12 protein-coding genes and 1 other RNA gene are annotated in these 12298 nt (G+C 46.8%); 11 read left to right on the top strand and 2 right to left on the bottom strand.

Annotated features, from left to right (window positions below):
- Positions 1–38: 38 nt before the first annotated feature.
- Together rnpB and E6W40_RS16975 are read left to right on the top strand one after the other, a co-directional pair.
- Positions 39–448: RNase P RNA component class A (rnpB, locus tag E6W40_RS16980), an RNA gene on the top strand.
- Between the two features lie 204 nt (positions 449–652).
- A complete protein-coding gene (locus E6W40_RS16975; protein ID WP_136606534.1) occupies positions 653–901 on the top strand; it encodes a hypothetical protein in 249 nt (82 codons plus the stop codon).
- A 163-nt stretch (positions 902–1064) separates the two neighbouring features.
- Here the strand turns inward: E6W40_RS16975 and E6W40_RS16970 are convergent, their stop codons facing one another.
- Positions 1065–2954: a S8 family peptidase gene (locus E6W40_RS16970; RefSeq protein WP_136606533.1), complete on the bottom strand. Its 1890-nt coding sequence runs from the start codon at positions 2952–2954 to the stop codon at positions 1065–1067.
- 239 nt (positions 2955–3193) lie between these two features.
- Between E6W40_RS16970 and E6W40_RS16965 the strand changes: the two genes are divergently transcribed.
- The 6 genes from E6W40_RS16965 (at position 3194) to thiI (ending at position 8012) form a co-directional block, all read left to right on the top strand.
- Positions 3194–3700 carry a YpuI family protein gene (locus tag E6W40_RS16965; RefSeq protein ID WP_136606532.1) on the top strand — a complete coding sequence of 169 codons (507 nt, stop codon included), beginning with the start codon at positions 3194–3196 and terminating at the stop codon, positions 3698–3700.
- A 203-nt stretch (positions 3701–3903) separates the two neighbouring features.
- Positions 3904–4125 (top strand): DUF1540 domain-containing protein, encoded by a 222-nt coding sequence (locus E6W40_RS16960; RefSeq protein WP_136606531.1) that lies wholly within the window; start codon positions 3904–3906, stop codon positions 4123–4125.
- A gap of 69 nt (positions 4126–4194) precedes the next feature.
- Positions 4195–4584 carry a hypothetical protein gene (locus E6W40_RS16955; RefSeq protein ID WP_168928956.1) on the top strand — a complete coding sequence of 130 codons (390 nt, stop codon included), beginning with the start codon at positions 4195–4197 and terminating at the stop codon, positions 4582–4584.
- Positions 4585–4778: 194 nt separating this feature from the next.
- Positions 4779–5504: a lytic transglycosylase domain-containing protein gene (locus E6W40_RS16950; protein ID WP_136606530.1), complete on the top strand. Its 726-nt coding sequence runs from the start codon at positions 4779–4781 to the stop codon at positions 5502–5504.
- Between the two features lie 124 nt (positions 5505–5628).
- Complete coding sequence (locus E6W40_RS16945) at positions 5629–6783, top strand: cysteine desulfurase family protein (RefSeq protein ID WP_136606529.1); 1155 nt, start codon at positions 5629–5631, stop codon at positions 6781–6783.
- Positions 6784–6785: 2 nt separating this feature from the next.
- A complete protein-coding gene (gene thiI, locus E6W40_RS16940) occupies positions 6786–8012 on the top strand; it encodes a tRNA uracil 4-sulfurtransferase ThiI (protein ID WP_136607046.1) in 1227 nt (408 codons plus the stop codon).
- A gap of 47 nt (positions 8013–8059) precedes the next feature.
- Here the strand turns inward: thiI and E6W40_RS16935 are convergent, their stop codons facing one another.
- Positions 8060–8755 (bottom strand): TerC family protein, encoded by a 696-nt coding sequence (locus tag E6W40_RS16935; protein WP_136606528.1) that lies wholly within the window; start codon positions 8753–8755, stop codon positions 8060–8062.
- Positions 8756–8929: 174 nt separating this feature from the next.
- Between E6W40_RS16935 and E6W40_RS16930 the strand changes: the two genes are divergently transcribed.
- The 3 genes from E6W40_RS16930 to typA all read left to right on the top strand — a co-directional run bounded on the left by E6W40_RS16930 (position 8930) and on the right by typA (position 12279).
- Positions 8930–9589 carry a TerC family protein gene (locus E6W40_RS16930; protein WP_136606527.1) on the top strand — a complete coding sequence of 220 codons (660 nt, stop codon included), beginning with the start codon at positions 8930–8932 and terminating at the stop codon, positions 9587–9589.
- A gap of 171 nt (positions 9590–9760) precedes the next feature.
- Entirely contained in the window at positions 9761–10270 is a 510-nt protein-coding gene (locus E6W40_RS16925) for a hypothetical protein (RefSeq protein WP_136606526.1), read from the top strand.
- A 167-nt stretch (positions 10271–10437) separates the two neighbouring features.
- Positions 10438–12279, top strand: coding sequence for a translational GTPase TypA (gene typA / locus E6W40_RS16920; protein ID WP_136606525.1), 1842 nt, complete (start codon positions 10438–10440; stop codon positions 12277–12279).
- Positions 12280–12298 lie beyond the last annotated feature (19 nt).

Genomic DNA, 12298 nt, shown 5'->3' with positions numbered 1-12298 from the left:
CTTTCGCTTTTCCATGTATACTATACAATGTTGTCCGGAAAGTTTGACAGACAATCGCTGGTGGCGCGTAAGGCGCCGCGAGAGGAAAGTCCGGGCTCCATAGGGCAGGGTGCTGGATAACGTCCAGTCAGCGCGAGTTGAAGGATAGTGCCACAGAAATGGACCGCCGATGGCCGCTGTTACAGCGGATCAGGCAAGGATGGAACCGAGGTGTAAGAGACCCCGAGGAACGCTGGTGACTTCGTTCCTGGTAAACCCCACTTGGAGCAAGACCTAATGGAACGCAGCTTCCCTGAGAAGCAGCCTTAGCCCGAGGCGCGTTCGGGTTGGTCGCTTGAGCCAATTAGCAATGATTGGCCTAGATAGATGATTGTCGCTTATCCGCGGGAGGGTAGTTCCCGTCTGTACCGCGAAGAGCACAGAACCCGGCTTACGTAAAACTTTCCTAACTGCAACAGTATTATTAAACATGATACAAGCCAAGGCGACATCCCGGTTAAACCGGTGATGCCGTCTTTTTGCGTTTACCCGGCGGCTTAAATCTAGACGAGCCTGATTTAGTCAAATAACACTATATCAAGGACAAACGTACAAACGAAGAGGATTCCAACATAATAAACTGTACTAAATCAACGAAAGGAGCTGCTTGCAAATGTATAACCATTGCTTCCAATGTCCTCCAGCGGATCCGATTTATACAGATCCAACTGTGATTGTTCAGGATTACTACTACCCGCAAATCGTACCGGTGGTTCACACAGTTCAAGTGGTAAAAAGACATCACTGTGTTCCAGTACCAAAACATGTATACAACTACGTTGAAAGTGATCAAAACTGCTCCGTTTCCACAAACAGCGTGAAACGCGGTGCGCAGGTTTCTAGAGCCAGAGGCAGACGTTAATCAAATCTGTAACACACCATAAAAAATGTCTTCGAAGAAAATTCACAGAAGACATATTGCTTCAAGAGTGTTTCCGGTGTTTATAAAATTGATGCTGAGAGATTTTGCAGTCAAAAAAGCAATCCGCCTTAAAAAGGCCGGATTGCTTTTTTTTTCTAACATGCTATTTGTTATTTTGAATTACAGAATCCATTTTCTTCTGAACATGCTGCGGCCAAAATTGTAATGGTGCTTCTGTAGTGCCTGCAGCCTGCAATGCTTTATAAATATCAATCTGTCCGTACCCGTAGTATTTGTCCCTTCCTTTTGGGCCCAAATCCACTGTGCTGCTCCGCATAATATCCATGACTTGCTTGTTGGTGAGATCCGGATTTCGGGAGCGGATCAGAGCGGCCATGGCGGCAACATGAGGGCTTGCCATAGAAGTACCCGATAAGGCCGCGTACTGGTTGCCTGGATATGTGCTGGCAATGCTGGTTCCGGGCGCAGCTACATCGATGTAATCCCCGTAATTAGAGTAGGATGCCCTCTTCATATTGGAATCCGTGGCTGCAACCGCAAGAACTTCGGAATAAGCTGCCGGATAGCCAGGCCGCTCGGTATTGTCATTTCCTGAAGCAGCTACAAGTACAACATCGCGGTCATAAGCGTATTTCACCGCATCATGGAGAAACTGGGAATCGGCGTAGTTGCCAAGACTCATATTAATGACTTTAGCTCCGTTGTCAGCAGCCCAGATAATACCTTCGGCTACAGAATAGGTTGTTCCGGATCCTGATTTATCAAGCGCTTTTACCGGCAGCATTTTGTTGTACCAGCTGATTCCGGCAACGCCTTCGTTATTGTTCACGAGTGCACCGATGATTCCTGATACATGGGTTCCATGTCCTACGTCATCTAATGGATCAGAGTCGGGGTTAATAACGTTATACCCTGTCAGAAGCTGTCCCTGCAGGTCCGGATGATCGATATCAACACCTGTATCAACGATACCGACAATGACGTCCTTGCTGCCTCTGGATAAATCCCAGCCCTGATTTGTTTCGATGGCAGGCAGATTCCATTGATATTTGGCGAACAGCAGGTCATTTGGAACATTGGGCAGACTGCTCGTGGACTCTTTTACCTTGTCATTGGTCATGTATAAATAATGGGGCTCAACGTACTGAGGGTTCCAGTTTTTCATGAAATATGATTTGAGCTGACTGTAATCCATGCCACTGGCATGAAACACATAAGCATAACCCAGCTTTCGTGAGGATTCAGCCCTGAGCTCACTCATCATCCGGTTCAGATCCTGCCGGGAGGGATCCTGGCGGAAACGGACTACAATTTCATTTTCATAAAAATGGCTGGCTTTCTCATTGTCATGACCGGTTCGTACGGTAATATCCCGCAGTGTATCGGCATGAACGGATTCGACCTTGTATTTTCCTTCTTTCGGATAAGGGATCAGCCTCAGGTTTTTCTTTTGGTGGTTGGCTACTTCTGTCAGGATTCGCTGATTCATAAGAGCAATAACGCCTTGCTTCGGTGTTTGTTTTGAAGGCTCAGCGATTACAAAATACTCTTTTCCATCCATTTTAAAGGAGGTGGACTCATATGAATGCTGTTTGCCGATACTCTTTTCGGCTTGATCAAGATATCCTTTCAAGATTTTCCGGTCGGCAGCATTCCAGTTGCTTTTCGTAATAGTATATTCCTGACGTTTTCCTTTTTTCGCATCCTGCCATATAATCATGGTAAAGTGATCATGTGACTGCTGAAGCTTCCGCACATAGTCAGAGACTTGAGCGGGTCCAGCCTGTGCGAGCTTGGTGAGCATCGATGTCAGATGCTGCTTGGCATCCAGGCGCGTTAAATGATCGGTGGAAGCGATATCCTGTGCCATTAAGCTTTGCTTGGAAAGATGTTCTTGCTTCGGGTTCGGGATGACCGGCTCGGAAGCTTGCTTGCGGGTGTGGGTATCGGTGGAGTGCGGCACCTGCATGACAATAATCAGTGCAGCGGCTGCTGCCGCGATACCAAGACCTGCCCATGTGCGACGGGACATAAGATAAACCTCCTGAAAATGAAATTACCTTTATCGTGAGGAGAGGAGGCCTATTTTATACCCCGGTTTCATGGCCGCGAATGTAGTACCCAATATTTGTCCAATGGGATTGCAGAAAGGGATACCGCTCATCATTGTTTTATGATAGGATAGTACATGGAAAAATGATGCTGTAAAGCGATTTAATTGTATGATGAGCAATTGGACTGAAGGAACCATTAAGGGGGAGCAAATTAGCGATGTCAGCAGGTAATGTTCAAAAATTGTGTGAGACCACGAAAGAGAAGCTGAAATATGCAATCGATAAACTTGAGGTATTTCTGAACGAGTATTCGCTTTCGCAGCTCGCGGCAGAACCAAATGAAGAAACACTGCATTTTTACAAAGGGTTTCTTTCGGATTTGCGCCATCTGCTTGTTTTCAGCGAAGTTTCTTCAGAGAAGCTTGGAGTCGTGCTGCGCCGTGCGAATTTTGATATGGAATTTGCTGAGAAGGCTCTCTATCATGTATATCACCACTGCGTGAATAACTTTTTCTATCCAAAAAGCGAAAGCTATTCAGAAGATGGCCGATACGCTTATACCGGACAAGATGCAATCCGTTTCAGAGCGAAACCGGTGCGCCCGGTGCGGGACATCGTCCTGGACATTACAAAAGTGTTTGAAGACCTCAGAGATGACCTGACTTACTACGAAAGCGACTATTTGACAGAGCGTAGAATGCAAAATCAGCGCACTCACGCCTAACCATAATAAATCTTTTTGATCATACATGATAAAGATGTCCGCAGGCCGGGCATCTTTTTTTATTTTATGCTGTGGATTTCCCACATCTGGTGAGAGGATAGAAGACCTTCTTGGATTATGAATTCCCGCCAGCAACTGACAGGGGTCCGCTCGTATAGGGGGAAGAAAGCAAGGAGACAATGGTATCTGAGGTGATCCTAAAAATGAGTGATACAAGAACTATTGTCAAATGCAGTGTCAGCAATTGCGGTTATTGGGGAGAGCAGAATGTGTGTAAAGCAGAGCAGATCCTGATTGAGATCGACAAGCATGCATCTGCAAAATACAGTGAAGAATTTGGCAGTGAGCATTTTGCAGAACACAAAGACTATGCAGATAACTCCTCAGCCACATGCTGCTTGACATTCAAACCGAAATCTTCTTAAAAAACCATCTCAAAGTCATCACATTAATCAATGTATCTTCAGACCAACCAACTATAGGGAGGTATTCTGATGGACGATTTTCATGAACACGAAGAGCATGAGCAGCATGAAAGAGAAAGACAGCATGCACCCAAACGGATCCGCAGAGATTATCCGCGCCGCGACAATCATGAAGAGGAATATGCCGCTGAGGTAGCGCCTCCAAGATCAGGCCGCTATGAGATCGATGATGATGAGGATCGGGAAAAGGAAGGAACCAATGGAAGAACAGCTGGATATGTCGGTCTTGCTTTTGGTATTGCTTCCCTTTTTATGTGGTCCATTGTGCTCGGACCGATCGCAGCTGTGACCGGTTATTACGCGTACAGTCAAGGAAGCAAGGTATGGGGTGCTTGGGGTATGGGCTTGGGTATTTTGGCAACAATCAGCTATTTTGTTCTTATTCCTTTTGCCCGGTAACATTCAAGAGCTTAAATAAAGCATTGGAGCGTCCTTCAGGCTGTCAATTCAGCGGAAGGGCGTTTTTCATTAGATGATACAGCTATGATAATGTATAATATAATTCTGTGGATATATGGCGCTAACTCCCATAAACATGGTAAAATGACGGAAACGAACCAAACTATCACTCTGAAGAAAAAGAGGTTTTATCCATGCAAATCGATTCGGCAACCGCGAAGCAGCTGGCTTCACTTCAGGATAACAGCCGTATTCAAAATAGAGACGAGCTGCTGCAGGATATTTTAGCAAATGGAAGCAGCTCTGATTTTGGCGTCATTTTACAGCAGCTTGTCAACTCATCTTCTGGTGATAACTCCAGTATAGATGGTTCTGTGCTTCCAACTGTTTCAGGTGTCTCCTACAGTGACGGCTTATTATGGCAGCAGCTAGGCACAGTAGCTGAATCGGAGGCATCTGAGCTTCAGTTTGTGAACAGCGGTCATTCGGCAGATAAGTCCGGTCCGACCAGCTATGATGATTTAATACAGCAAGCCAGTAAAAAATATGGCATTGATGAAGCGCTGATTAAAGCAGTAATCGATACAGAATCCTCCTTTAATCCCAATGTGGTATCTTCGGCTGGAGCGAAAGGGCTTATGCAGCTGATGGATGGAACCGCAGCCGGTCTTGGTGTAAGTGATCCATTCGATCCTGCCCAGAATATCGACGCGGGTACCCGTTATCTGTCATACCAGATTAAGCGGTTTAACGGCCAGGAGAATATGGCTTTGGCAGCGTACAATGCTGGGCCTAACCGACTTGCCAAGCTAGGGGTAACCACCGATGATCAGTTGATGGACAAACTGGGGATGCTGCCGCAGGAGACGAGAAAATACATTAGCAAGATTGCTAACGCACGCTCGAAATACGAAGTTTAACATCGAATATTAAATATGGGATCAAATGGGGAGAACGGCAGCGAATGAAGGGCACTTTAACAGCATGACCCCTGTTTGATCTTTTTATATTGTCCGGAAACCGGAAGCGGAAGGATGAATCAACATGATATATTGGGATCACGCGGCAAGCACGCCGCCATATGATGAGGTCATTCAAACGATGGCCGAGGTTATGAAAAAGCATTACGGCAATCCTTCCTCTATTCACAGAATGGGAGAGGATGCCGCGAAACTGATCAAGCGGGCCCGAGAAGTATGCGCCGGTGCCCTGAATGTAAAGCCAGCCGAGATCATTCTGACTTCGGGTGCCACCGAAGGCAATAATATGGCGATTAAAGGTACGGCTATGCAGTATGGGGGCCGTGGAAAGCATATCATCTCGACGCAGATTGAACACCCGTCCGTTTATGACAGCTGTCTGGATCTGAAAAAGCAGGGCTATGAGATTACTTTTTTGCCTGTGGATGCAAAAGGGATGATAGACCCCGCAGATGTTGCATCTGCTGTGCGGAAGGATACCATCCTGGTCAGTGTGATGCATGTCAATAACGAAACGGGAGCCATACAACCGCTTGCTGACATTGGACGAGTTCTTAAGAACACAAATCCTTTAACCGTTTTCCATATTGACGGTGTACAAGGATTCGGTAAACTGCCTGTAGATCTGGAGGAGTGGCAAGCTGATCTATATACCTTGTCCGCGCATAAGATCCGCGGGCCGAAGGGAACGGGAGTGCTTTATAAGCGTGAAGGGCTCACTCTTCATCCTTTGCTGTCCGGCGGCAAGCAGGAATCAGGACTTAGAGCGGGAACCGAGAATATTCCCGGATTTGTTGCGATGTCCAAGGCGATGCGCATGGCTGCTGAACAAACAGAAGCTTTCATGAAGGAAGTGGGTGCCTATAGAGACATCCTGCTTGACTGGATTCGAAAAACACCGAGCCTTGAGCCGAACAGCTTTGAGGAAGGGGCTCCTCATATTGTCAATGTGTCGTTCCCCGGAATGAAAGCAGAAGTGCTGCTCCACACTCTGGAGGAACATGGCATGCTGGTTTCCACCAAGTCTGCCTGCTCCTCCAAAACCACTGAACCAAGCCGGGTACTGCTCGCCATGGGACGCAGCGAGGATGCAGCATCCAGTGCAATCCGGATCAGCATGGGGATGACCAATACACATCAAGATGTAAAGCAGCTGCTCACAGCGCTTGATGCGGCAGTGAGCAGGTTGCAGCCGCTTAGACAGGAAGGAATGAAATGAGCTTGAATTATGATATGTTATTGCTCCGTTTCGGAGAATTCACACTAAAAGGAAAAAACCGCAACCGTTTTGAAAAGACGATCATAACACATATACAATCCATACTTGCTTCTTATCCCGCAGCTGAAATTCAGAAAGAGTATGGAAGATTGTATGTTGCCTTGAATGGGGAAGATCATGGCAAATTAACGGATGAGCTCAAAAAAATATTTGGCGTTTATTCCATCAGTCCGGTAGTCGTCTGCCCATCACAACTCGATAAAATAGTTGAAACAAGTGCCTCGTTTTTGGAGCAGATGGATTTGCAAAAGGAAACGACCTTCAAGGTGACAGCCAGAAGAGTATGGAAAGCCTTCCCGCATTCATCTCATGAGATGAATCATCTGGTCGGTTCACCCATATTGAAAAAATTTGACTCGTTAAAAGTAAGCATGAAGGAACCGGAGCTGCAGCTGCGGGTAGAGATCAGAGAACAGGGTACCTATATTTACTGTGAGGTCATTCCTGCAGTTGGCGGATTTCCACGCGGGAGCAACGGTAAAGCGATGCTGCTTTTGTCCGGCGGTATTGATAGTCCTGTAGCCGGATTTACCAGCATGCGCCGTGGGCTGGAGGTGGAATGCGTCCATTTCTACAGCTATCCATTCACCAGTCGGAAGGCCAAAGAAAAAGTCATGGAGCTCGCTAAAGTACTGTCGGGATATACAGGTGAAGTCAAAATACATCTGGTGCCTTTCACCGAGATCCAGACCTCCTTTACAGGTCATGGCCAGGATAATCTGATTATTACTCTGATGCGTCGCTCGATGCTGCGTATTGCCACCATGCTGGCAGAACGCGAAGGAGCGCTCGCTATTGTTACAGGCGACAGTCTTGGACAAGTGGCCAGCCAGACGCTCCCAAGCATGAATGTAATCGGGCGTGCTACCGAGCTGCCTTTGCTGCGTCCGCTTATTATGATGGATAAAAGCGAAATTATCGAAGTCTCAAAACAGATCGGTACGTACGAGCTTTCGATACTGCCTTATGAAGACTGCTGCACCATATTTGTGCCGAAGTCCCCATCAACCAATCCGAATCTTCGCATTGTAGAACGGATAGAAGCATCGCTCACCAATCTGCAGACCATGCTTGAGGAAGCGGTGGGGCGGACGGAAACCGTTGTGCTGACTCTGGATTCGGTCATTGAAGCGGACCGTGAGGACGGAATCGATGAAGAATGGTTTTAATGAATAATAAAAGAGGACTTCCAATCATGCGTTGGAGGTCCTTTTCTTTAACTGTAAGAATTCTCGTTTCCCTTTTTTCGCTGGTCCGAACGTTTCTTCATGTATCCTGTCACGAGTACAGCAACAATGACAACGATAATAAATAGGATACGAATGGCGGGATGATCTTCGAAGAAAGGATGCAGTCTCTTCTCTTCGGTTATCATGTTGGATGCGGTATATCCGAGTACTGCTGATCCCAAATAAATAATCCAAGGGAAACGGTCGATAAGCTTGATAAATAGAGTGCTTCCCCAGACGACAATCGGAACACTGATTAAGAGTCCCAGAATGACGAGAATAATATTTTGCTGCGCCGCTCCGGCAACCGCGATAACATTATCCAGTCCCATGGCTGCATCCGCTACGATGATGGTTCGTATAGCGCCCCAGAGTGTACGTCCCGCCTTGACATCGGTATGATCATCATTGTCTGCCAGAAGCTTGTAGGCAATGCCTATGAGCAGAATTCCTCCAACGAGAAGCAGCCAGGGGATTTTCAGCAGCCAGACCACAATGATCGTGGCCGCGATACGCAGCAGCACGGCGCCGCCGGTTCCATAAAAAATGGCCTTTTTCTGAGTCGAGGATGGCAGATTCCTCGCAGCAAGGCCAATGACGATAGCGTTATCGCCAGCTAGAATAAGATCAAGAAACACGATATTAGCTAATTTTGCCAAAAAGGCAAGTATTGATGTTTCCACATCAGGTCACTCCTCATCATGACTGTAAACGGAGTCTAATATAGAATGAACCAAAGAAATGATTTTAGTCCATACCATATAGCAAATCGCATTCATTATAGGATAATTTTTCAATGAGAGTCAAGCATAGCCTGGCCAACAGGAGCATAGGAGTAGTAGTGGGGGTGTTGACTGTTGGAATCGATATGGCTGCTTGTACAGATCCTGATGATTAATCTGGTTCTGAGCGGAGACAACGCCGTGGTGATTGCGTTAGCAAGCAAAAACTTGCCGCCGAAACAGCGTAAGCAGGCCGTGTGGTGGGGGGCTTTGGGGGCAGTTGTTCTTAGATGCATACTAACGTTCGCGGCCGTGATTCTTTTGAAAATTCCTTTTGTGCAGGCTGCTGGAGGATTTCTGCTGTTCTGGATTGCATTCAGGCTGCTGGCAGATGACAAGGACGATGTAAGGATGGGGGAGTCAGCCTCTATTTGGAAAGCGGTACGGAGTATTTTGGCCGCTGATTTTATTATGAGTCTTGATAATGTGCTGGCGCTAGCCGGTGTAGCCAATGGAGATTTGGCGCTTATTGTGATCGGGATCGCCATTAGCATACCCATAGTTGTCTTCGGCAGTAATCTGATTGTCGGTCTACTTCACCGCTATCCTGTACTCGTGTATTTGGGTGCGGGTATTCTGGGCTATACAGCTGGAGAAATGTTGCTGCATGACTCCAGAATGGGGATCATGCTGTCATCGGTCATGCCGTCGCTGCATAAGCTGCTGCCGATTCTTCTGACCATTCTGGTCATGGCAGCCGGAAGTTTTAAAAAGCTGCCGCTTCGGCGCTCATAGCCATGTCTCAAGTGCCGGTGAAAACCGGCTTTTTTGGTGTTTCCGGACAGTAAAAAATTTACGGGACGAATATGGTTTTTTCGCTCTTTTTCAGATAAACTAAAGGTGAAAACATGTCGTATCCTGCTGGAGCAGATGTGTAAGGTATATTGGAAAAGAGGGTGGGGAAAAATGTCCTCCAAGAACGATGTAAAACTGGGTCTGTTTATTGTGGTGGCGGGGCTTGTCATTCTGCTGGGAAAACTGGGCGTGTTCGGAATCCTGGGACGCACACTCTGGCCGCTTGCCATTGTAGTGGTCGGACTGCTCATTCATTTGCTGTATTTCAGCGGGAGGGCGCGTGCAGCTGTACTCATACCAGGAGGGATTCTGGTGGTATATGGTCTTCTATTTGGTATCTGCAACCTCTGGGGCTGGGGGATGATGTCATTTCTGTGGCCTGTGCTTCTGCTAGGCATTGCTGTCGGTGCGTACGAATATTATTTGTTCGATTCACCTAAACCGGCTGGTGTGCTGCCATTTGCACTGATTCTGGGCTTGGTATCACTCGTTCTGCTTTTCTTCACCTTGCTGCATACAGGAGCCATCTATGTGCTCGCAATTCTGCTCATTGTGCTGGGCCTTTGGTTTATTTTGGGAAGAGGAAGAACGGGACGGAAAAAGGGATATGGCGGTTGGTAACCCGCTTTGACAGCTTATTCTATTTTCTGTAAAAATGCTTGTTTTTTTCTGAAAATTCACTATAATATAAGGGATATGTTGAAGCGTCGTCGGCATTACCGCCCGGCGCTTCTTTTGGTGAAACACATTCGCATTGATTTGAAAGGGAAAGGATCTGGATAAAAGTCATGCATTCAAGAGATAAAATTCGCAACATTGCGATTATTGCCCACGTTGACCACGGTAAAACAACACTAGTAGACCAGCTTCTGCAACAATCAGGTATTTTTGGGAAACACGAGCATTTGCAGGAGCGGGCCATGGACTCCAATGACCTGGAGCGTGAGCGTGGAATTACCATTTTGGCCAAAAACACGGCTATTACGTATAAAGATTATCTGATCAACATTTTGGATACACCGGGACACGCTGACTTCGGCGGCGAGGTTGAACGGATTATGAAAATGGTTGACGGTGTACTGCTTGTCGTAGATGCATATGAAGGCTGCATGCCGCAGACCAAATTCGTACTACGCAAAGCTTTGGAGCAAAACCTTACTCCGATTGTTGTAGTAAACAAAATTGACCGTCCGGCAGCACGTCCAACAGAAGTAATTGATGAAGTTCTGGACCTGTTCATCGAGCTCGACGCCAATGATGATCAATTGAATTTCCCTGTTGTTTATGCATCTGCACTGAACGGAACATCCAGCATGGATCCTGAGAAACAGGATGATAACATGCTTGCATTGTATGAAACCATTACGGATCACATCCCTCATCCTACTGAAAACGTAGAAGAACCTCTTCAGTTCCTCGTAACCTTGATGGACTACAACGAATATCTGGGACGTATTGCCATCGGACGCGTTAACCGCGGCGTGATCAAGCAAGGTCAATCAGTAACCGTTATTATGCGCGACGGCAAAAGTAAAACAGCCCGTATTGAAAAGCTGTTTGGCTTCCAAGGTCTGAAACGTATTGAAATGGAAGAAGCCGGCGCAGGCGATATCGTTGCTATTGCAGGTATTAAAGATATCAACATCGGTGAAACCATCGCTGATCCACAAAATCCGGAAGCATTGCCAGTTCTCAAAATCGATGAACCAACACTGCAAATGACATTCCTTGTGAATAACAGTCCATTCGCAGGACGCGAAGGCAAATGGGTTACTTCCCGTAAGCTGCGCGAGCGTCTGATGAAAGAGCTTGAAACGGACGTGAGTTTGCGTGTGGAAGAAACCGATAGCCCGGATGCATTTATTGTTTCTGGTCGCGGTGAGCTCCATTTGGGTATTTTGATTGAAAATATGCGCCGTGAGGGTTACGAGCTGCAAGTATCGAAGCCTGAGGTTATTGTACGTGAAATCGAAGGTAAGAGAATGGAGCCGATTGAACGTCTTCTGATTGATATTCCAGAAGAGAGCATGGGACCTGTAATGGAAAGCCTTGGATCTCGTAAAGCCGAAATGGTTAATATGGTTAACTCCGGTAATGGACAGGTTCGTCTTGAGTTCCTCATTCCAGCTCGGGGTCTAATTGGATACAGTACGTACTTCCTGACTTTGACGCGCGGTTACGGCGTCATGAACCATGCATTTGACAGTTATGGACCGCTGATTGGCGGACAGGTTGGCGGACGTCACCAAGGCGTGCTCGTTGCCAGCGAAGGCGGCACAAGCACAACTTATGGTATGATGGGTATTGAAGATCGCGGAACCTTGTTCATGGAGCCGGGAACCGAGATCTACGAAGGCATGATCGTTGGAGAGCACACACGCGACAATGATATTGTCGTTAACATTTGTAAAGAAAAAGCGGTAAACAATATCCGTTCTGCGAACAAAGAAGAAACGGTGAGAATGAAAACACCAATTATCTTCTCGATGGAACAGGCTCTTGAATATTTGAATGACGATGAGCTTTGCGAAATTACGCCAAAATCGATTCGTCTTCGCAAAAAGATCTTGAACAAGAGTGAACGTGAACGCGCAGAGAAGCACCGCAAGATGGCTGAAACCAATCTGTAATGAACGTACAGGCTCTTGA

The organism is Paenibacillus dokdonensis, from assembly GCF_004916975.1.
GTDB classification, from domain to species: Bacteria; Bacillota; Bacilli; order Paenibacillales; family Paenibacillaceae; genus Paenibacillus_AQ; species Paenibacillus_AQ dokdonensis.
The sequence above is the reverse complement of the archived record's forward strand: the minus strand, read 5'-3'. Positions and strand labels throughout refer to the sequence as shown.

Bases quoted from the DNA above. Each gene is read 5' to 3' on its own strand.
- E6W40_RS16975 (WP_136606534.1), top strand. From the start codon at position 653: ATGTATAACCATTGCTTCCAATGTCCTCCAGCGGATCCGATTTATACA.
- E6W40_RS16970 (WP_136606533.1), bottom strand. From the start codon at position 2,954: ATGTCCCGTCGCACATGGGCAGGTCTTGGTATCGCGGCAGCAGCCGCT.
- E6W40_RS16965 (WP_136606532.1), top strand. From the start codon at position 3,194: ATGTCAGCAGGTAATGTTCAAAAATTGTGTGAGACCACGAAAGAGAAG.
- E6W40_RS16960 (WP_136606531.1), top strand. From the start codon at position 3,904: ATGAGTGATACAAGAACTATTGTCAAATGCAGTGTCAGCAATTGCGGT.
- E6W40_RS16955 (WP_168928956.1), top strand. From the start codon at position 4,195: ATGGACGATTTTCATGAACACGAAGAGCATGAGCAGCATGAAAGAGAA.
- E6W40_RS16950 (WP_136606530.1), top strand. From the start codon at position 4,779: ATGCAAATCGATTCGGCAACCGCGAAGCAGCTGGCTTCACTTCAGGAT.
- E6W40_RS16945 (WP_136606529.1), top strand. From the start codon at position 5,629: ATGATATATTGGGATCACGCGGCAAGCACGCCGCCATATGATGAGGTC.
- E6W40_RS16925 (WP_136606526.1), top strand. From the start codon at position 9,761: ATGTCCTCCAAGAACGATGTAAAACTGGGTCTGTTTATTGTGGTGGCG.
- typA (WP_136606525.1), top strand. From the start codon at position 10,438: ATGCATTCAAGAGATAAAATTCGCAACATTGCGATTATTGCCCACGTT.